At 57.6% G+C, this 20,275-nt stretch carries 13 protein-coding genes and 1 pseudogene; 3 read left to right on the top strand and 11 right to left on the bottom strand.

Annotation, left to right across the window (positions count from 1 at the left end):
* Positions 1-76 precede the first annotated feature (76 nt).
* The 3 genes and pseudogenes from I9H09_RS20240 (at position 77) to I9H09_RS20230 (ending at position 4,982) form a co-directional block, all read left to right on the top strand.
* A pseudogene (locus I9H09_RS20240) lies at positions 77-1,275 on the top strand (alpha-xenorhabdolysin family binary toxin subunit A).
* Positions 1,276-1,310: 35 nt separating this feature from the next.
* Positions 1,311-2,324, top strand: coding sequence for an alpha-xenorhabdolysin family binary toxin subunit B (locus tag I9H09_RS20235; RefSeq protein ID WP_122346761.1), 1,014 nt, complete (start codon positions 1,311-1,313; stop codon positions 2,322-2,324).
* A 132-nt stretch (positions 2,325-2,456) separates the two neighbouring features.
* The gene (locus tag I9H09_RS20230) at positions 2,457-4,982 is read left to right on the top strand and encodes a sulfite reductase flavoprotein subunit alpha (protein WP_236502402.1); all 2,526 of its coding nucleotides are present in this window, start codon (positions 2,457-2,459) and stop codon (positions 4,980-4,982) included.
* 103 nt (positions 4,983-5,085) lie between these two features.
* Here I9H09_RS20230 and I9H09_RS20225 read toward each other — a convergent pair whose 3' ends face one another.
* The 11 genes from I9H09_RS20225 to I9H09_RS20175 all read right to left on the bottom strand — a co-directional run bounded on the left by I9H09_RS20225 (position 5,086) and on the right by I9H09_RS20175 (position 20,215).
* Positions 5,086-6,060, bottom strand: coding sequence for a peptide ABC transporter ATP-binding protein (locus tag I9H09_RS20225; RefSeq protein WP_024670911.1), 975 nt, complete (start codon positions 6,058-6,060; stop codon positions 5,086-5,088).
* Positions 6,060-7,028: an ABC transporter ATP-binding protein gene (locus I9H09_RS20220; protein WP_122347743.1), complete on the bottom strand. Its 969-nt coding sequence runs from the start codon at positions 7,026-7,028 to the stop codon at positions 6,060-6,062. Before I9H09_RS20220 ends, I9H09_RS20225 begins: the two co-directional genes overlap by 1 nt.
* Positions 7,029-7,038: 10 nt before the next feature.
* Positions 7,039-7,950 (bottom strand): ABC transporter permease subunit, encoded by a 912-nt coding sequence (locus tag I9H09_RS20215; protein ID WP_005887019.1) that lies wholly within the window; start codon positions 7,948-7,950, stop codon positions 7,039-7,041.
* Positions 7,951-7,960: 10 nt separating this feature from the next.
* The gene (locus I9H09_RS20210; protein WP_122347744.1) at positions 7,961-8,971 is read right to left on the bottom strand and encodes an ABC transporter permease subunit; all 1,011 of its coding nucleotides are present in this window, start codon (positions 8,969-8,971) and stop codon (positions 7,961-7,963) included.
* A gap of 74 nt (positions 8,972-9,045) precedes the next feature.
* A complete protein-coding gene (locus I9H09_RS20205) occupies positions 9,046-10,641 on the bottom strand; it encodes an ABC transporter substrate-binding protein (RefSeq protein ID WP_005887024.1) in 1,596 nt (531 codons plus the stop codon).
* An 83-nt stretch (positions 10,642-10,724) separates the two neighbouring features.
* Positions 10,725-12,104 carry an OprD family porin gene (locus tag I9H09_RS20200; RefSeq protein WP_005887025.1) on the bottom strand — a complete coding sequence of 460 codons (1,380 nt, stop codon included), beginning with the start codon at positions 12,102-12,104 and terminating at the stop codon, positions 10,725-10,727.
* 151 nt (positions 12,105-12,255) lie between these two features.
* Positions 12,256-13,845: an ABC transporter substrate-binding protein gene (locus I9H09_RS20195; RefSeq protein WP_122347745.1), complete on the bottom strand. Its 1,590-nt coding sequence runs from the start codon at positions 13,843-13,845 to the stop codon at positions 12,256-12,258.
* A gap of 320 nt (positions 13,846-14,165) precedes the next feature.
* Positions 14,166-15,794 carry an ABC transporter substrate-binding protein gene (locus tag I9H09_RS20190; protein WP_005887028.1) on the bottom strand — a complete coding sequence of 543 codons (1,629 nt, stop codon included), beginning with the start codon at positions 15,792-15,794 and terminating at the stop codon, positions 14,166-14,168.
* Positions 15,795-16,052: 258 nt separating this feature from the next.
* Entirely contained in the window at positions 16,053-17,660 is a 1,608-nt protein-coding gene (locus I9H09_RS20185; RefSeq protein ID WP_122347746.1) for an ABC transporter substrate-binding protein, read from the bottom strand.
* A 94-nt stretch (positions 17,661-17,754) separates the two neighbouring features.
* Positions 17,755-19,296, bottom strand: coding sequence for an HET-C-related protein (locus I9H09_RS20180; protein ID WP_122347747.1), 1,542 nt, complete (start codon positions 19,294-19,296; stop codon positions 17,755-17,757).
* 205 nt (positions 19,297-19,501) lie between these two features.
* Positions 19,502-20,215 (bottom strand): SIMPL domain-containing protein, encoded by a 714-nt coding sequence (locus I9H09_RS20175; protein ID WP_005887034.1) that lies wholly within the window; start codon positions 20,213-20,215, stop codon positions 19,502-19,504.
* Positions 20,216-20,275: the final 60 nt, after the last annotated feature.

Below are 20,275 nucleotides of genomic sequence, written 5' to 3'. Positions count from 1 at the left end.
TGTTAATTTTCAGTGGCCTTGAAGCGGCAGTTCTTGATTGTCGCAAAACAGGGCTTCAATAATAAGGAAATTAATAATGGTTACGACGGTTGAACCGCAATTTACAGATGGCAATGAACACTCGCTGGAAGAGGTCAGTCGTGTCAGCAAGGAGTTGATGGACGTCCTTACTGGTCAGGGCGCGGAAGTTGCGCGTGCCCCCGGGTTGTTGATCACCAACGAAGATGTTCGACGCATCAGGCGTTATGTCAACACGGGGCTGGCACTGCCTACCGCACTGGAAGAAGTACGCCAGTTAGTAGGTGGCAGTGACAATGGCATTCCCGGCCTGGGCCCGGAAGCAATTGCCGAGTTGCACACCGGTATCCAGAACCATGCCAAAAGCTGGTCAGCGATTGAAACCAATATGCAAAAAGTCGGCAGCGATCTTTATGTCTTCTCGGGCAATCTGATTACTATCGCAACCGAGATTGTCGGGTTCATCAAAGGGCTGGATTCCTATCAGACCCTTCAAGTGGGCGACTTGACTCCGTCGCAGATCGATCAGATGCCTCCGGTCGCGCTGATGGACCAGGACAGCAAGAAGATGCCCGGCTTGCTTGCCTTGATTGATGACCTCAAGGTCTACATCAAGGAGCATAGCGCCAGCACCACGCGTACCAGGGTCGGCGTGACTGAGTTCAAGCGTCACCTCAAGGATGATATCTCTCCTGCAGTGGCGTTAAAAATAAACCTGGTCAGCTCAGGAAGTGCAGGTAACGATATCGCCTGGCTCACCGGTGAAGCCGAGCAGCTCAACAAGCGCATCAATCAGAAGCTTGCGGAATATGAAGCGTACTGTGATTACAGGTGGATCGGTTTCTGGTGGGGGGTTCTTGGCGGGGCTGTGTCCTACTCTATCTATGGCCCCAAAGCATCCGCGGCGCTCTTTGAAAAAGACACGCTGATTGAAGAGAAGCGTCAGATAGAACTGTCGATAAACAAAAAAACAGGTTGTTGAGCGATCTGCTGGCGTTCGAAACCAGTCTTCAAGATTTGAAAGCCAGAATTGATGGCGCTGCCAGTGGCGTCAGCAACATTGAAAGCCTGTGGGTACTGCTGGAAGAATTGGTCGAGTCTTCCTACGACCGCATAAAAAGTACCAGCAATGCCGTGTACCTCGTCAGTTTTGTGTCCCGTTTTCAAACATTGATGAGCAACTGGAAAGAGATTCAGGCCCAGGCCTTTGATCTGTTGACCGCTTTCAATAATGCGCTGGACGAGCCCGTTGTCTAAGTGCGGATATAACTTATATTCAAGGAAATACTGTGATGAATGTTCACGTGCTTGATACGCCTTTTCAACTGCCCGCACCCAACATGGAAGTGCTTGTTGCCGGTCGTGAAAAACTGAAACAACAAGCGGACGCGCTGGGAGATATTTATTTATCTGTGATGATGGAAACCTTGCGCAGCCTGCTCATCGAAGTGGGCAATGTCGACAAGAACGTGCTGGATACGCTGACGCTTGTCCCGCATGGCTTCAACAGTGATGAGATGCTGCCTTATCTTGAGGCTGTCGAACAACTCAAGGGCCAGTCTGACGACACTAAACGTGACGCTGCGGTTGCAGAGTTCAATAAGATCATCAGCACGCTGCTGGACGAAAAAATCGCCTATCTGGCTAACCACGCCAAAGTTCTCGATAAGGCTCTGGCAAATCTGAATGCAGTGCAGGTTGACGCCGTCGATTATCTTGCGCCCGCTCTTGATCAGGAAATCATTGCGCTCGGCGCTCGACTGGCGGCTGAAAATACGCGCCTGGATGAAGTGTCAGAACAGGCCGCTGTGGTTAACGCGTTGATTACAGACCTCGAGAACCTCAATATTTTCGACAGATTGAAGCCTCTGGTTGCGTCGCTGGAGAAACTGGCCGACATCGATCCCAGAAGTCCACTGATTGGTTCAATCAAGGCGGGTATCGTCGGTGTGTCCAACATTTTGAACCTGTTGGACGCTGCCGTTGACTACGATCATCTGCTGGCCCTTAGAGACAGGCTGCAAGCACAGCTGACCGACCGACAGGAAACGATTGGCGATACTCGGGCAGCACTTGCAATCGAAGTAGGCAAGCGCGATCAGCTCTCTGGCCTGGTACTGGTTCATGGGTACAGGGGCGACTACACTCGAGAGGTCGAAAAACTCCACGCGGCGCTGTCTCAGGTCCTGTCCAATTGCCTGCTGCCTGCCACCGACACGAGCGAAGAACGTGTCACACATTTCAGCCGCCAAGCGAACGCGTTGAACACTTACCTGGTGGATCTGCGAGGCGACTGGCGTAGCTGATAGCCCGGTATTGCAACGCCTGGCACCACCGGCTGGCTTTGCGGCTTATGGCAAAACGCACGTTACAGATGGACACACCATGGCCGTCAGTGCATTAATTGCGCCGCGCAATATGAGTGAGTAGCGAGTGTGTTGAAGAAAGTCCTGTTTCAGATGCACTGGTTCTTCGGGATCACGGCAGGCCTGGTTCTGACCCTGATGGGTATCACCGGCGCACTGTATTCGTTCGAGGACGAAATTCTCGATGCCTTCAACCCTGACGCTCTGCTTGTTGAAACGCGCCACGCGACGCTGCCGCCCCTCGAGCTTGTGCGCAAACTGGAGGCCGCAACTGGGCTAACCGTGGCCATCCTGCGTGTCGAGACCGTCGGGAATCGTGCCGCTCAGGTGTACTTCACACCTGAACCGGGCGAAAGACGAGGCCCCAAACGCAATTTCGATCCTTACACGGGCGAGCTGAAGGGCGATGCTGCGGGTGAAGGTTTTTTCGATTTCGTCCTGAAACTGCATCGTTATCTGGCCATGGGCGAGTTCGGCAAACAGATTACGGCGGCCTGTACGCTGATTCTGGTGTTCTTCTGCCTGTCCGGGCTTTACCTTCGCTGGCCCCGTCAGGCACGCAACTGGCGTGTCTGGCTGACCCTCGACTGGGCCAAAAAAGGCCGCAGTTTCAACTGGGACCTGCACTCGGTTTTTGGCACATGGTGCCTGTTGTTCTACCTGCTGTTCGCCATTACTGGCTTGAGCTGGTCTTATGACTGGATGAGCAATGGTCTGAACAAGCTGTTGGGCGGCCCGTCGCTGGAGCCGCGCAAGGTCTCCACGGTTATCACCGGCAATAAAGAACCTTTGGCAGTGGACTATGCGGCCATCTGGGACAGTATTCAGAAAACTGCCGGGCCTGGCTTACGAGCTTATAACCTGCGCCTGCCTGCTGCGGGTGGTCAGCCTGCCACGGTATTTTACCTGCTGCAGAACTCGCCGCATTCGCGCGCCCTGAACAGCATCACGCTTGACCCGGCCAGCGGGCAGGTCAGTTCAGTGTCGCGCTATGCCAAGCTCAGCATCGGGGAGCAATTGCTGGCCAGCAACTATGCGCTGCACGTGGGGAGCTACTTCGGCCTCTTTGGTCGAATCGTCATGACTGCTGCGGCGTTGATGATGCCGCTGTTTTTTGTTACTGGCTGGTTGCTGTACCTGGATCGACGCCGCAAGCAGCGTGACATCAAAAGCGCACGTATGGCGTTGTCAGAAGACGTATCCGCTGACACGTCTGCCTGGCTGATCGGTTTTGCCAGTCAAAGCGGCTTTGCCGAACAACTGGCGTGGCAGACGGCGAGCCAGTTACAGGTCGCAGGGGTGCCTGCGCGCGTGCAGCGATTGGGCGACGTGACCGTGCAGGATCTGTGTCAAAGCCGTAACGCGCTGTTTATCGTCAGCACATTCGGAGACGGAGAAGCCCCGGACAGTGCCCGAGGGTTCGAGCGCAAGCTAATGGGCAGCCCGATCGCTCTGGACACGCTCAATTACGCAGTACTGGCGCTGGGCGACCGGCAGTATGCGCATTTCTGTGGTTTCGCCCATCGTTTGAATGACTGGCTGGCCGAACGTGGCGCACGCACCCTGTTCGCTCCGATCGAAGTCGACAGGGTCGATCCCGCCGCCTTGCAGCGATGGCAGCAGCAACTCGGGCAACTGACCGGTAGCGCACCGCAATCGGGAAGTTGGCAAGCACCGGTTTTCGAAAACTGGACCTTGACGCGTCGCGAACACCTGAACCCTGGCAGCAGCGGTTCGAAGGTGTATCTGCTGGACTTGATTGCTCCAGCATCAACCAGCTGGCAGGCGGGTGACCTGGCCGAGGTGATGCCTCGTAACGCAGCTTCTGCCATTGAGCCGTTTCTTGATGGGTTGGGCATTGATCCGTTTACTCAGGTGCAGGTCGGCGGGTTGCGCGAATCACTCGTACAGGCGCTGGCCACATGCCAGTTACCGCAGAACCGTGCGCATCTGGTGGGCCTGCATGCGCAAGCGCTGGTCGATGCGTTGGCGCCTCTGTCTGCGCGTGAATATTCAATCGCTTCCATTCCCGAAGATGGCTGTCTGCAACTCATTGTTCGTCAGGAGGTTCATCCCGACGGCACGCTGGGGCTGGGGTCTGGCTGGCTTACCGAGCATGCCGCTCTCGACAGCGCTATCAGTCTGCGCGTGCGGCGTAACAGCAGCTTTCACCTGCCGGTTGAACCGGTGCCGCTGATTTTGCTTGGCAACGGCACCGGGTTGGCCGGCTTGCGCAGCCTTTTAAAAGCCCGCATTACCCAAGGGCAGATGCGTAACTGGCTGTTATTTGGTGAACGTAACCGGGCATATGACTTCCATTGCGCTACAGAACTGCAGAGTTGGCTGGAGGCCGGTCGTCTGAGCCGTCTGGACCTGGCGTTCTCGCGTGATCAGGCCGAAAAGGTCTACGTGCAGGATCGCTTGCGCGAGACGGCTGATGAGTTGCGCACATGGCTTGATGACGGTGCAGCTATCTACATCTGCGGCAGCTTGCTGGGTATGGCGGCGGGGGTGGATCAGGTGTTGAAGGACGTGCTGGGAGAGCAGAGAGTCAGTGAGCTGATCGAGCAGGGACGTTATCGGCGGGATGTGTACTGACAGGGGTTCTTGCTAATGGAGCGGTTTATGACGATCAGGCGCGGAGCGTCCAGAAAGGCGTGCCCACGCTGGAGCGTGGGCACGATAGTCTTTTAGCTTTTAGCTACGCGGCTACGAACTGCTCGGCGTAATGGCAGGCCACCTGGCGGTTGTCCACCAGACGCAGCTCCGGCACTTCGGTGGAGCAACGCTCGGTCGCATAGGGGCAGCGCTTGTGGAAGGCGCAGCCGCTTGGCGGGTTGAGCGGGTTGGGCAGTTCGCCGACGATCTTGATCTTCGGTTTGAGCGGGTCCGGGTGAATGGTCGGGGTCGCAGACAGTAGCGCTTGTGTGTAAGGGTGCAGCGGACGGTTGTAGATCTCTTCCTTGGGGCCCATTTCCGCAGGGCGGCCCAGGTACATCACCAGCACCGTATCGGCGACATGACGCACCACCGACAGGTTGTGGGAGATGAACACGTAAGCAGTGTTGAACTCCTTTTGCAGATCCATGAACAGGTTCAGCACCTGCGCCTGAATCGACACGTCCAGCGCTGAAGTCGGTTCATCCGCCACCAGCACTTTGGGCTGCAGCATCATCGCCCGGGCTAGCGCGATACGCTGACGCTGACCACCGGAAAACATGTGCGGATAGCGCTGGTAGTGCTCAGGGCGCAAACCGACCTGAGCCATCATGGCCTGCACTTTTTCGCGGCGTTCTGCGGCTGACAGTTTGGTGTTGATCAGCAGCGGTTCGCCTAATTGATCACCGACCTTCTGACGCGGATTCAGCGAGGCATAAGGGCTCTGAAAGACCATCTGTACATCTTTGCGCAGTTGCTTACGTTCAGACTTGCTTGCTCCAGCGACTTCCTGACCGGCGATTTTCAGTGAACCGGAGGAAGGCTCTTCGATCAGGGTCAGGGCGCGGGCCAGTGTCGACTTGCCGCAGCCGGACTCGCCGACCACCGCCAGGGTCTTGCCGGCTTCCAGCTCGAAGGACACACCATTGAGCGCACGCACCAGCGCTGTGCCTTTGAACAGGCCGCGGGAGACTTCGTAGTGACGGGTAAGGTCGCGGGCGGTAAGTACGACGCTCATTACGCCACCTCCTGGTTCAAGGGATAGAAGCAGCGTGCCAGGCTATGTGCCTTGGGCGCCAGGTCCGGACGCAGGGTCCGGCAGTTGTCGCGCACGTAAGGGCAGCGCGGCGACAGCAGGCAACCCTGCGGGCGGTCATAGCGGCCCGGGACCATGCCCGGCAAGGTGGCAAGGCGTTCGGCGCCCATGCTGTGCTCGGGAATGGCGGCGAGCAGCGCCTCGCTGTACGGGTGGGCAGGTACGTCGAACAGCCCCGGCACCTGACCGACTTCGACAGCCTGACCGGCGTACATCACGCAGACACGCTGCGCTGTTTCGGCAACGACGGCCAGGTCGTGGGTGATCAGCACCAGCGCCATGTCCTGTTCTTTCTGCAGGCTCAGCAGCAGGTCCATGATCTGCGCCTGAATGGTCACATCCAGTGCGGTGGTCGGTTCGTCGGCAATCAACAGTTTTGGCTCGCCGGCAATGGCCATGGCAATCGCCACACGCTGGCTCATGCCGCCCGACAGCTGATGCGGGTAGGCATTCAGACGCGCAGCAGCGCCAGGTATTTCAACCTTTTCCAGCAGTTCCAGCGCACGTTGACGTGCAGCCTTGCCCGACATGTTCAGGTGCTGGCGCAATACTTCCTCGATCTGGAAGCCGACGGTGTAGCTCGGGTTCAAGGCCGTCATCGGGTCCTGAAAAACCATCGACAGGTCTTTTCCGATGATGCGACGACGCTGCCGCGAGCTGAGCTTGAGCAGGTCATTGCCGTCGAAGTTGAGCGCATCGGCGGTGATGATGCCGGGCGAATCGATCAGCCCCATCAGCGCCATCATGGTGACGGATTTACCGGAACCCGATTCACCCACGATGGCCAGTACTTCACCCCGGTCTACGCTCAGGGACAGGCCGTCCACAACGGGTACGGCCGTGGTGTCGCCGAAGCGGACATTGAGATTCTTGATTTCAAGAAGTGACATGCGAATCTCCTCAGGCGGCGTTTTTGAGTTTCGGGTCCAGCGCATCGCGCAGACCGTCGCCCATCAGGTTGATTGCCAGCACGCTGAGCAAAATGGTCAGACCAGGCAGGCTTACGACCCACCAGGCACGTTCGATGTAGTCGCGGGCCGAGGCGAGCATGGTGCCCCATTCAGGCGTTGGCGGTTGTACGCCAAGGCCCAGGAAGCCCAGTGCCGCTGCGTCGAGAATCGCCGACGAGAAGCTCAGCGTTGCCTGAACGATCAGCGGCGCCATGCAGTTCGGCAGCACGGTGATGAACATAAGGCGCGGCAGGGTGGCACCGGCCAGACGTGCAGCGGTCACGTAGTCGCGGTTCAGTTCGCCCATCACCGCAGCACGGGTCAGGCGCACGTAGGACGGCAGCGACACGATGGCGATGGCGATGACGGTGTTGATCAGGCCAGGGCCGAGAATTGCCACGATGGCGACCGCCAGCAGCAGCGATGGCAGGGCCAGCATGATGTCCATCAGACGCATGACCGACGGGCCCAACACGCGCGGGAAGAAGCCCGCCAGCAGGCCCAGCAGGATGCCAGGGATCAGCGACATGACTACCGAGGCCAGGCCGATCAGCAGAGACAGGCGCGAACCCTGGATCAGGCGCGACAGCAGGTCACGGCCCAGTTCGTCGGTGCCGAGGATGAATTGCCATTGGCCGCCTTCTAGCCAGACCGGAGGGGTCAGCAGAAAGTCGCGGTACTGCTCGCTCGGGTCATGGGGGGCAACCCATGGGGCGAACAGGGCGCAGAACACGATCAGGATCATGAACATCAGGCCGGCAACTGCGCCTTTGTTCTTGGAGAACGCTTGCCAGAATTCTTTGTACGGGGACGGGTAAAGCAGGCTTTGATCGACTGCTACCGCAGGAGTAGGGGTGCTCATATCGATAATCTCAGCGCTGGTGACGAATGCGTGGGTTGGCAAAGCCGTAGAGGATGTCCACCACGAAGTTGACCAGGATCACCAGACAGGCGATCAGCAGAATGCCGTTTTGCACGACCGGGTAGTCCCGTGCGCCAATGGCTTCGATCATCCATTTGCCGATGCCGGGCCAGGAGAAGATCGTTTCTGTCAGAACCGCACCGGCCAGCAAGGTACCGATCTGCAGACCGAATACGGTCAGTACCGGGATCAGCGCGTTACGCAAGCCGTGAACGAACACCACGCGGGCAGGCGACAGGCCTTTGGCGCGAGCCGTGCGCACGTAGTCTTCACGCAGTACTTCAAGCATCGACGAGCGAGTCATCCGGGCGATCACCGCCAGCGGGATGGTACCCAGCACGATGGCTGGAAGGATCAGGTGATGCAGGGCATCCAGAAACGCGCCTTGCTCGTCACTGAGCAGCGTGTCGATCAGCATGAAGCCGGTGACCGGCGGAATGTCGTACAGCAAGTCGATCCGCCCGGACACCGGGGTCCAGCCCAGGGTGACCGAGAAGAACATGATGAGGATCAGGCCCCACCAGAAGATCGGCATGGAATAGCCGGCCAGGGATATACCCATGACCCCATGGTCGAACAGGGACCCTCGCTTGAGTGCGGCGATCACGCCCGCCAGCAGGCCAAGGATACCCGCGAAAATCAGGGCTGCCAGCGACAACTCCAGGGTGGCCGGGAACAGCGAGGTGAACTCGCTCCAGACACTGGTGCGCGTACGCAACGACTCACCGAGATCGCCTTGGGCGAGCTTGCCGATGTAATCGATGTACTGGGCATACAGCGGTTTGTTCAGGCCAAGACGTTCCATGGCCTGAGCGTGCATTTCCGGATCGACCCGGCGCTCACCCATCATGACTTCAACCGGGTCGCCCGGGATCAGACGAATCAGTGCGAACGTCAACAAGGTGATGCCGAAGAAAGTGGGTATTAGCAACCCCACTCGGCGGGCGATAAAACTAAACATCTTGGTGTGTACCTCATCAGCCGGTTAGGCGTGCTCCGGCGAGTATCGGGTGACGAGCTCGCCGGATTATTTTTCTACTTCACCTGGGTAGTGGCGAAGTTATTGGTGGTGAGCGGGCTGATTACATAGCCCTCTACGTTGTTGCGCATGGCGGTGAACATTCTGGTGTGAGCCATGCTGATCCAGGGCTGGTCCTTGTTGAAGATTGCCTGGGCCTGTTCATAGAGCGTGGCGCGCTCCTGGGGGTTCACTGTTTCGCGAGCCTGATCGATCAGTTTCTGGAAATCGGCGTTGCACCAGCGCGCATAGTTCTCGCCGTTTTTCGCCGCTTCACAACTGAGCATCGGGGTCAGGAAGTTATCAGGGTCGCCATTGTCGCCTGCCCAGCCGGCAGACACCATGTCATGTTCGCCATTTTTGGCACGTTTGAGCATTTCACCCCATTCCATGACGCGAATGTCGATCTTTATGCCGATCTTGGCCAGATCGGACTGCATCATTTGTGCCCCGAGCATCGGGTTGGGGTTGGTCGGGCCACCACCATTGCGAGTGAACAGGGTGAACGTGGTGCCTTCCGGCACACCGGCTTCCTTGAGTAAGGCCCGTGCCTTGTCGAGATCAATCGGCGGATTCTTCAGGCTGTTGTTGTAACCCAGCAGGGTCGGCGGATACGGGTTGACCGCAACCAGCGCATTGCCCTTGCCGAACAGTGCATTGACATAGGCTGCCTTGTCGAAGGCCATGTCGATCGCTTTGCGCACTCGCACGTCGCTCAGGTACTTGTGCGTCGTATTGATCGCAATATAGGAAGTCGTCATGGCCTCCAGTTCTTCGACCTTCAGATTAGGGTCTTTCTTGATGCTCGGAATGTCGTCCGGCTTGGGGTACAGCGCGATCTGGCATTCGTTGGCCTTGAGCTTCTGCAGGCGCACGTTGTTGTCGGTGGCGATGGCCAGAATCAGTGCTTCGGCAGGTGGCTTGCCACGGAAGTAATCCGGGTTGGCCTTGAAACGCACCTGTGCATCTTTTGCGTAACGCTGGAAGATGAACGGGCCGGTGCCGATCGGCTTGCTGTTCAGGTCACCGGTCTTGTTGGCTTTCAGCAACTGGTCGGCGTACTCGGCCGGGTAGATCGAAGCGAAAGCCATGGCGATGTCAGCCAGAAATGGCGCTTCTCGGCGTGTCAGGGTGAACTTGACGGTGTAGTCGTCGGTTTTTTCGACGCTTTTCAGCAGCTCTTTGAAGCCCATGCTTTCAAAGTAGGGGAAACCCACGCTCGACTTGTCATGCCACGGGTGTTTCGGGTCCAGCTGGCGCTGAAAACTCCAAAGCACATCGTCGGCGTTCATGTCGCGGGTCGGTTTGAAATAATCGGTGGTGTGAAACTTGACGCCTTTGCGCAGGTGGAAGGTGTAGGTCAGACCGTCTTCGCTGATCTCCCAGGATTCAGCCAGTGCGGGGATGACTTCAGTCGAACCGGGCTTGAAATCTGCCAGACGGTTGAACACGGTTTCAGCCACGGCATCGGCCGTGACGGCAGTGGTGTACTGCACCATGTCAAAGCCTTCAGGGCTGGCTTCGGTGCAGACCACCAGGGGTTTAGCCGAAACACTGACGGCGACGCTGAGCAGGGCCAGGGCGATCGAGTTGCGTAGCGATAACAGTTTCATTTGTGAACCCTCCATAGAGTTGACGCCGATGGTGATGCCCTGACGCAAGGCTGTTGCATTGCGTCAGGGCGTTTTTCAGCGAATCAGAGAATGTTGAACGGGACAGTGGTCACCAGACGGAATTCGTTGATGTTGCCATCAGCCTGATTCTCGCTGGCGCGGTGGGTGGTGTAGGTCGCGCGTATAGCAGTAGCCTTGAGCGGACCGGACTGCACGGAGTAAGACGAACCGATGCCGTACTCGTAGTGGGTTTCGCCGTCCATTGCCAGCACGTCGGTGTAGCCGGTGCCTTTGTAATGCGTACCGTCGATGTCCCAGCCGCGAGCCTGGTAGATGTTGAACTTCAGGCCTGGCACGCCGTATTCGGCCATGTTCAGCACATAAGCGATCTGCAGGGATTTCTCATTCGGGCCGTTGAAGTCCGAGAGCAGGGAGTTGGCGAGGAAGATCGCGTTGGTGTCGTGGGCGTAGTCGAAGTACTCGTTACCGTTCACTTCCTGATACGCAACGCTCACGCTGTGGGCGTTGTGTGTACCGGTGAAGGACAGGCTGTAGGTGTCGTTGTCGATCGCGCCCAGCTTGCTCTGGCCAGCATCCTTGGTCTTGTAGTAGTTCAGGTTGGTGCTGAGGGCCAAGGCCTTGCTGTCACCCAGTTCGTGGGTGAAACCGAAGTAGTACTGATGCCAGAAGTCTTCCAGGTTTGAGGCGTAGAAGCTGGCGGTCAGGCTGTCGGTAGGCTTGTAGTCGCCGCCGAACATGTCCAGACGATCAGCAGTCTTGCTGCGATCACCGTATTCGGAGCGGAACTTGTCCAGGCTTTGCTCCATACGTGGCGACACGCGGTCGAAGCTGCCGGCCTGCAGGGACAGGTTGTTGAATTCGTCGCTCTGTACGGCAAAACCCTGGAAGCTGGACGGCAGGGCACGGTTGCCGATGAAGGCGATGACCGGCGTGTTCACCGACTGGCGGCCCATGGTCAGAACTGTATTGGAGACACGGGCCTTGACGTTGCCCAGACCCATTTTGCTCCACTGGCCAACTGCATCGCCGTCACTGTGGGCCAGGGTACGGTTGGAATTGCCTGCGAAGTCATCAGTGTCGCGGTCCAGTGCGATGGCGTTGTACAGGGCCAGTTCTGTGGAGAAACCAACAACACCCTGGGTGTAACCCGAGGTGTAGTTGACGATGGTGCCCTGCTGCCAGTTGATACGGCGCGAGGTCTGCTCAGCGACGCCGTTGTCGTTGTAGCGGAACACCTCGTCGCGACGCTTGAGTTCATTGGCATACCAGTTACGGGTCGTGCCGGTCAGGTGTTGATCTTCGAAAAAGCCGTTGGCGTCGGCCTGGGCATTCTTGGAGCTCAGCTGGGTCGGCACGAATGTCTGGCTGGCTGGCTCTGCCTGAACCAACGCGCCAAACGAGGACAGAGACAAGGCCAATAATGCGGTGCTTGTGGTTTTCACTATGTACTGCTCCCTTTATCACTTTTATAAATGCCAGTTCTTTAAGGTCTGGCTTTTGGTGGTGCAGGGTTGGTGGCCCTGCGTTGTTATCAATGCGCAAGTGCTGGCGCCGGCCACCCTTCAAGGCAGCGCAGGCAAGCTTGATTTCCGATCAGTCGGCGATGCTTACGCCGGAAAAGTTGTTGCGGCCAAATGGGCTGACGTGGAAGTCCCTGACCTCGGCGCGCAACGGCTGATTGACCGTCGAGTGGGCAATCGGGGTGATTGGCACTTGTTCCTTGAGGTAACGCTGTGCCTGTTTGTACAGGTCGGTGCGTTGCTCGCGGTCAGTGACGGCGACGGCGGCCTTGACCAGCTGGTCGTATTTCTCATCGCACCACATCGAGTAGTTGTTACCGCCAATTGCCGCGCAGCTGTACAGGGTGCCGAGCCAGTTGTCCGGGTCACCGTTGTCGCCTGTCCAGCCGATCAGCGAGATATCGTGCTCGCCATTCTTGGTGCGCTTGAGGTATTCGCCCCATTCGTAACTGACGATCTTGACCTTGATGCCCACCTTGCTCCAGTCGGCCTGAAGCATCTCGGCCATCAACTTCGCATTGGGGTTGTAAGGGCGCTGTACCGGCATGGCCCAAAGGGTCAGTTCGGTGCCTTCCTTGACCCCGGCTGCACGCAAAAGCTCTTTGGCTTTTTCCGGGTTGTAGGGTGCGTCCTTGATGCTGTCGTCGTAGGACCACTGGGTTGGCGGCATGGCGTTGACTGCCAGTTGCCCGGCGCCCTGGTAAACCGCGTTGATGATGGCTTTCTTGTTGACGGCCATGTCCAGCGCCTGACGCACTTCCAGCTTGCCTAATGGCTCATGACGCACGTTGTAGGAGATGTAACCGAGGTTGAAGCCCGGTTTCTCGATGATCTGTAGGCTTTTGTCTTCCTTGAGCTTGGCGAGGTCTGCAGGGCGCGGGTTGACCGAAACCTGGCACTCGTTGGCCGTGAGCTTTTGCATGCGCGCCGAAGCGTCGGTGACTATGGCGAAGATCAACTGGTCGATCTTCACCCGGCTCGGGTCCCAGAACTCCTTGTTGCCCTTGTAGCGAATTTGCGAGTCTTTCTGATAACGCTGGAACACGAACGGGCCAGTGCCGATCGGCTGCTGGTTAATGTCGCGCACGTCCCCCTTGGCCATCAGTTGTTCGGCGTACTCGGCAGACAGGATGCTGGCGAAGTTCATCGCGATGTTCTGAATGAACGCAGCGTCGACCGTATTGAGGGTGAATACCACCGTCAGCGGGCCGGTCTTCTCGATGGACTTGATCTTCTTGTTCAGGCCCATACCGGTGAAGTAAGGGAACTCGGTCGGGTAGGCTTTACGAAATGGATGTTCGGGGTTAAGCATGCGATTGAACGTGAAGACTACATCGTCGGCATTGAAATCACGGCTGGGTTTGAAGTTCTTGTTACTGTGGAACTTCACGCCTTCGCGCAGATGAAACGTGTAGACCAGCCCATCTTCTGAAACATCCCACGAGGTCGCCAAAGCCGGCACCACCGTGGTATCGCCCTGCTTGAATTCGGTCAGGCGGTTATAGATCGGCTCTGAAGCGTCGTTATCGGTTGATGAGGTGTATTGCGCCCCGTCAAAGCCTGCAGGACTTGCTTCCGAACAGAACACCAGATTATTTGCATGGGCCAGCGGAGCCAGGGCAAACAGCCCCAGGCACGACGTCATCGCAAGAGTTTTACGCATGATAATCCCTATCCCTCAAAGGACGAGCCGCGGCTCGAATGTCTAACAGGCCCACAGGCGATAACCGAAAGAGCACGCCCCATGCTTCACGATTTGCCATAGCCCCCACGCGACAGCTTCCTGCCTGTTGTCGCGACCTTTGGACGGTAAGTCGGTAAAGGCACGCGGTAAATAGGCTCGAATGCTGTAAAGCTCGTAGGGAAAATCGCGATGACAGTGAAAGAGTGTCGGTGACGACACTCTTTCACTGGTCGCATAGGCTCATGTTCAGGTGTAGCAGCTGTGCTGCGCCGCGTGAGCAGCGCAGCAGACCGGCGCCATTACTTGCCGGTCACGCTCACACCGTAGAAGGAGTTCAAGCCAAACGGGCTGATCTTGAAGTCCTGTACGCTGGTGCGCATGGGTTGATAGACCGTCGAGTGCGCGATAGGCGTCATCGGCACTGCGTCTTTCAAGAGGTGTTGCGCCTGTTTGTAAAGTTCGGTGCGCTTGGCTTGATCAGGCGTTTGTTTCGCCTGATGGATCAGCGTGTCGAACGGCTTGTCGCACCATTTGGCAAAGTTGTTGCCATTGAGTGCGTCGCAGCCGAACAGGGTGCCAAGCCAGTTGTCCGGGTCACCATTGTCGCCGCTCCAGCCAATCAGCATCGCGCCGTTTTCACCATTCTTGGCGCGCTTGATGTATTCGCCCCATTCATAGCTGACGATCTTGGCGTTGATACCGATCTTCTTCCAGTCAGACTGAAGCATTTCGGCCATCAGTTTGGCGTTGGGGTTGTAAGGACGCTGAACCGGCATTGCCCAAAGGGTAATTTCGGTGCCTTCCTTTATGCCTGCTTCCTTGAGCAGCGCGCGAGCTTTCTCGGGGTCGTACTTGGCATCTTTGATGGTGGTGTCATAAGACCACTGTGTCGGTGGCATGGCATTGACTGCCAATTGACCTGCGCCCTGATACACCGAGTCAATGATCTGCTGTTTGTTGACCGCCATGTCCAGTGCCTGACGCACTTTCAACTGGGCCAGCGGGTTCGGATGGTCTTCACCCTTGATCTGGTCCATCACGTTGTAGGCGATGTAACCCAGGTTGAAGCCAGCCTGATCAGGCATCTTCAGGTTCTTGTCGGCCTTGAGTGGTTCGAGGTCGGCAGGGCGTGGGTAAGCGGTGATCTGGCATTCGTTTTTCTTGAGCTTCTGCATGCGCACCGAGGCGTCGGTGGTGATGGCGAAGATCAGGTTGTCGACCTTGACGTCCTCAGGCTTCCAGTAGTCCTTGTTACCGGTGTAACGGATGTTGGAGTCTTTCTGGTAGCTCTTGAACACGAACGGGCCAGTGCCGATCGGCTGCTGGTTGATCAGCTCGGGCTTGCCTTCCTTGAGCAGCTTGGCGGCATATTCTGCGGACTGGATCGACGCAAAGCTCATGGCCATGTTCTGGATGAACGCAGCGTCGACCTTGCCAAGAACGAATTTGACGGTGTGATCGTCGACTTTCTCGATCTTGGTGATGTTGGTGTCCATCGCCATGTCGGTGAAGTAAGGGAATTCGGTCGGATACGCTTTGCGGTAAGGCATGTCCTTGTCGATCATGCGATTGAACGTGAACAACACGTCATCGGCATTGAATTCACGCGTCGGCTTGAAGTACGGCGTGGTGTGGAACTTGACGCCTTCGCGCAGGTGGAAGGTGTACGTCAGGCCGTCTTCAGATATGTCCCATTTTGTGGCCAGGCCTGGCACAACGGCGGTGCCGCCACGTTCAAACTGGCTCAAGCGGTTGAAAATGGTCTCTGCCGAGGCGTCGAAGTCAGTGCCTGTGGTGTATTGACCCGGATCGAATCCGGCAGGACTGCCCTCGGAGCAGAACACCAGGTTCGAGGCTGCGTGGGCGAAAGGTGCGCTGGCTAGCAAGCTGGCGCCGAGCAGAAACGGAATGACCGCGTTTTTGAGCATGGTTGCCTCAGTTGTTGTCATTTTTTGATTAGAGGGAACGACCTCATGAGCCGATCCATCCGATACTTATGCAGGGGCCATACCCAAAGCAAGACAATGACGTCAAAGAAGCTACAAAGAGTGGCACGATCGTACAGGAATGTCGCGAAAGTGTAATTTTTTGGAGAGTTGAACGTTTGCGCGGGGTATTTCGCAGGGGTTCGCGCACCGTTAAGGCGCAACCGGGTGTGAAAAATGCACCCGGTTAGGGCCATATTGTTACTTCGCTGTAGTCAGGCCGACACCATAGAAGGGGGTGAGGCCGAACGGACTGATCTTGAAGTCCTGCACTTCCTTGCGCATTGGCTGAAACACTTTGGAGTTGGCGATGGGCGTGATCGGCACTTGTTGCTTGAGGATGTGCTGAGCCTGCTGGTAGAGCTTGATGCGTTCGTCCCGGTTGGTCGTGATCTTGGCCTGTTGCACCAGTTTGTCGTAAGCCGGGTCGCACCATTTGGCGTAGTTGCTGCCTTTGACAGCTGCGCAGCTATAAAGCACACCCAGCCAGTTGTCAGGGTCGCCATTGTCGCCGGTCCAGCCGTAGATCATCGCGTCGTGCTCGCCTGCCTTGGCGCGCTTGATGTATTCGCCCCATTCATAGCTGACGATGTTGGCCTTGATGCCTATCTTTTCCCAGTCCGACTGAATCATCTGCGCCGACATGCGCGCATTGGGGTTGGAAGCGCGCTGGACCGTCATGGCCCACAGGTCGATTTTGGTCCCCGGCGCGACGCCAGCTTCCTTGAGCAGTTGTCTGGCCTTGGTCAGGTCGTGTGGCGCATCCTTGATCGTCGGGTCGAAGCTCCACTGGTCTGGCGGCAGGGCATTCTCGGCCAGTTGACCTGCGCTCTGGTAGACCGCCTTGATAATGGCCGGCTTGTCGATGGCCATGTCCAGCGCCTGACGGACCTTGAGCTGGTCAAGTGGCTTGTGGGTAACGTTGTAGGCCAGGAAACCCAGGTTGAAGCCAGGCTGGCTGAGGACCTTGAGGTCAGGGTCCTTTTTCATTTCTTCAATGTCCTGCGGACGCGGATAGCCGCTGACCTGGCACTCGCCGGCCTTGAGCTTCTGCATGCGCACCGCGGCATCGCTGCTGATCGAGAAGATCAGGTTGTCGATCTTCACGTCCTCGGGCTTCCAGTACTCGGTGTTGCCGACGTAACGGATCTGCGAGTCTTTCTGGTAGCGCTTGAATACGAACGGCCCGGTGCCGATGGGTTTCTGGTTGAGTTCTTCGGCCTTGCCTTCCTTGAGCAACTGATCAGCGTATTCGGCGGACTGAATAGAGGCAAAGCTCATGGCCAGATTCTGCACGAACGCTGCATCGATAGTGGTCAGGGTGAAACGGACGGTTTGCGGGTCGATTTTTTCGACGCTCTTGATTGTCGTGTTCAGGCCCATGTCAGTGAAGTAGGGCGACTCCGACGGGTAGGCTTTGCGAAAAGGATGATTGGCGTCGAGCAGGCGGTTGAACGTGAACAAAACGTCGTCGGCGTTGAACGCGCGGGTTGGCTTGAAATAGTCCGTGGTGTGGAATTTCACGCCTTCGCGCAGATGAAACGTGTAGGTCAGCCCGTCGGGTGATACGTCCCAGCTGGACGCCAGCCCGGGCTCTACTTCGGTCCCGCCACGCTTGAACTGGGTCAGGCGATTGAAGACGGTTTCGGCCGACGCATCGAAGTCGGTGCCGCTGGTGTACTGGCTGGGGTCAAAGCCTGCCGGGCTGGCTTCAGAGCAGTACACCAGGGTGCTGGCTGCGTGGGCTAGCGGGGCGCAGGCCAGCAGTGTGGTGCTCAGGAGCAGCGGTTTGAAAAGTGTGTGTCCCATGGATCCCTCGCGTGGTACGGCAGTCACCGTGCTTTAAGTCGGCAATAAGATAGACACGGATAGTGCCGTACTTGGTCCGGGTGGGACAATACGCTTACTTGCCGGTAATCCTCGCCCACAAGTCCGACAGCGAGGCACTTTCGAAGAATACGTTCAGAAAATGGCTGCCGTCCTGGCTGAAACGCTGCAGGTCTTTCTTCGCGTTGCTCTGCAATTGAACACGGGTCTGGTCCAGCTCGCTCTTGAGTGCAGCACGCCTGAGCTGTTCGGGGTTTGCCTCGGCCCATTCACTGACGATGCGGTCCTGCCAGTCACAGTCCATCGGGTGGGTGAAAAAACTTGCTGCAACGTGGGCCGGATGTTCGACACCTTCCTTTGCGTGCCAATGGTTCAGAACGGCCCGGCCCGTTTCAAGCACCGCTGTTCTGGCAAGCTCTGCGGCGAGGACATGCAGCGGATGTTGCGCATGATCCTTGGCCAGTTGCGAATGCGACGGGTCGGTCGAGCCGCTGGTGTTCGGGTCCTCGTCGAGCATGGTCTGCACGTCGTCAACGCTGTTGCCCAGCCAGACGGTCAGGCTTTGCAGGACGATCCCGAAAGCATTTCCCAGCAATCGTCCTGGTGTAACGATGAAGGCATAGAACTGTTCGACCTGTTCGGAGAACGGCTGGCTGGCCCATTGGTCACGCGCTTCGAGGAAAGCCTCGTAGCCTGCAAGCAGGCGCTGGTCAGGGTGCTCGCCAAGGATGATCTGGATGATCTGGTCGCGCTCGTAGCGTTCTCCGGCCTTGAACGCTTCGAACGGTTTGTCGTCTGGCGAGAACAGAATCTTGCCAAGGGGTTCTGCAAGGCTGGCGATGATGTCGCTGCCGCCGAACGTACCTGTGACGAGGGGCAGTGAGTGCCTGCAGTCTGCATTCGACGTCCACGGCAACACGTCGGTATAGCCCTGCTTGATCAGGCTCAGTTCAGCGAAATTGGAATGGGCAAAGAAGTCTTCGAGAACATGCAGTGCAGCACCCATGTCCCGCAGCCCGTCCGTGGAGTGGGCACCGGCCTCTACGGCCGACTTCAGGCCTGCGGTCATGATGTCTGCCGAGCGCTGAAGGTAGCGCTTCATCGAGGTGTCATGGTCGACCTGCAAGGCCTGATCGTCAGGTAGTACCCATTCGTCAAAGTCGCCGTCGCGCTCTTTTGGGTTGGCCGGGTTGGGGTTCGTAGCCTTGGGGTTGTCGATGTGCTCGCCAGGGCGATAGACGCCGAGCCATTGCGCAGTTACTACAAAGCGTGAACGGTCCACGTGCATCAGGTCGGTGAACTCCTTCACTGCCAGAACATCCACGATGCGGGTCAGTGCATCGCGGGAAAGCAGGTCAGGGAAGCTTTTCGGCATGCTCGTCGCCCTGACGATCTTCGGGTCGAGCAGTTGCGAATAGTCGCGCAGCCAGTTGCCGAAATAGATCGCGCGGATTTGTTCCGGCGTGAAACCGGCAGATTCGAGAACAGTCTCGATCGCAGCATGCGTGTGTTTGTCTTCGTCGCCTTTGCCTGCTTCAAATCGCAGTGGCACTGGAAGCTCTTCGCCGTTGCTATCCATGATCTGATCGATGGCAACAGCCGGGTGCTGGGGACTCATCCTTGATTCCTTGATGATAAGACGGCGAGCCGGGTCATTCGGCCGGCGTGACCGTGTTTGAACGGGAGGTGGCAATTTTCGCGCGCACCGGGTTTGCCGACAATCAGGCGACGTATCAGCAGGCGTAGGCGATTGCCGAGGAGGAGGGGGGCAAGAGAAGGGCGAGTGTGGGAAAAGGCGGTAGCCGAAACTACCGCCCCATGATTCAGGGAATAGCGACTTCGATGATGCCATCAGCTGCAACGCTGACCTGGCTGGTGCCGGCTTCGACATCCGGGGTCGGTGCAGAATCTTCACGTAACGATTTGGCCATCATCATGACGGGCGCACGCAGGTAGGGTTGCGGGTAGCCTGACGTATTGAGGTTCAGGTTGACCAGCTTGTAGCCTGTGCCGCCCAGCGCCTCGGTGACCAGTTGCGCGCGGGCCTTGAATGCGTTCACGGCGTCCTTGAGCAACGCGTCTTCGCTGGTCTTGCGGGTCGCAGGCGATATCGAGAAGTCCATGCCGCCCATTTTCAGGTCCGTCAGCAGCTCGCCGGTCAGCTTCGACAGCACCGCGAAGTCTGCGCTTTCGAGGCGCAGTTCGGCGCGTTCACGCCAGCCGGTGATCTTCTGGCCTTTGTCGTCGTAGACCGGGTAGCTGTTGCGGCTGCCCTGGCGAATCTTCACATCCTTGACCTGCCGTGCCTGACCCAGCGCCTTGTTCAGTGTCTCAGTGATCTGTGCCGCCAGTTTGGCCGGGTCACTGTCCTGGGCTTCTGTGTACAGCGTGACGAGCATCAGGTCGCGCTGAACCTCCTGATTGACCTCGGCGCGCAAGGATATCTGGTTATAGCGGGCTTCTTCAGCCAGCGCTGGCAGGCTGGACAGGGCAGCGGCCAGCGCGACGAGCGCGGCAGCAGGACGGAGATTGAACATGAAAGCTCCTTGTTATCAAACGGCCGCCGACAATTGTCGAATGGCGAAAAGTTCTCTGAC

It is taken from the genome of Pseudomonas tremae, from assembly GCF_023278125.1.
GTDB lineage: Bacteria > Pseudomonadota > Gammaproteobacteria > Pseudomonadales > Pseudomonadaceae > Aquipseudomonas > Aquipseudomonas tremae.
The sequence above is the reverse complement of the archived record's forward strand: the minus strand, read 5'-3'. Positions and strand labels throughout refer to the sequence as shown.

Excerpts from the sequence above, each read along its gene's own strand:
- I9H09_RS20210 (WP_122347744.1), bottom strand. The coding sequence starts at position 8,971 with ATGTTTAGTTTTATCGCCCGCCGAGTGGGGTTGCTAATACCCACTTTC.
- I9H09_RS20175 (WP_005887034.1), bottom strand. The coding sequence starts at position 20,215 with ATGTTCAATCTCCGTCCTGCTGCCGCGCTCGTCGCGCTGGCCGCTGCC.
- I9H09_RS20185 (WP_122347746.1), bottom strand. The coding sequence starts at position 17,660 with ATGGGACACACACTTTTCAAACCGCTGCTCCTGAGCACCACACTGCTG.
- I9H09_RS20190 (WP_005887028.1), bottom strand. The coding sequence starts at position 15,794 with ATGCTCAAAAACGCGGTCATTCCGTTTCTGCTCGGCGCCAGCTTGCTA.
- I9H09_RS20195 (WP_122347745.1), bottom strand. The coding sequence starts at position 13,845 with ATGCGTAAAACTCTTGCGATGACGTCGTGCCTGGGGCTGTTTGCCCTG.
- I9H09_RS20180 (WP_122347747.1), bottom strand. The coding sequence starts at position 19,296 with ATGAGTCCCCAGCACCCGGCTGTTGCCATCGATCAGATCATGGATAGC.
- I9H09_RS20215 (WP_005887019.1), bottom strand. The coding sequence starts at position 7,950 with ATGAGCACCCCTACTCCTGCGGTAGCAGTCGATCAAAGCCTGCTTTAC.
- I9H09_RS20220 (WP_122347743.1), bottom strand. The coding sequence starts at position 7,028 with ATGTCACTTCTTGAAATCAAGAATCTCAATGTCCGCTTCGGCGACACC.
- I9H09_RS20235 (WP_122346761.1), top strand. The coding sequence starts at position 1,311 with ATGAATGTTCACGTGCTTGATACGCCTTTTCAACTGCCCGCACCCAAC.
- I9H09_RS20205 (WP_005887024.1), bottom strand. The coding sequence starts at position 10,641 with ATGAAACTGTTATCGCTACGCAACTCGATCGCCCTGGCCCTGCTCAGC.
- I9H09_RS20225 (WP_024670911.1), bottom strand. The coding sequence starts at position 6,060 with ATGAGCGTCGTACTTACCGCCCGCGACCTTACCCGTCACTACGAAGTC.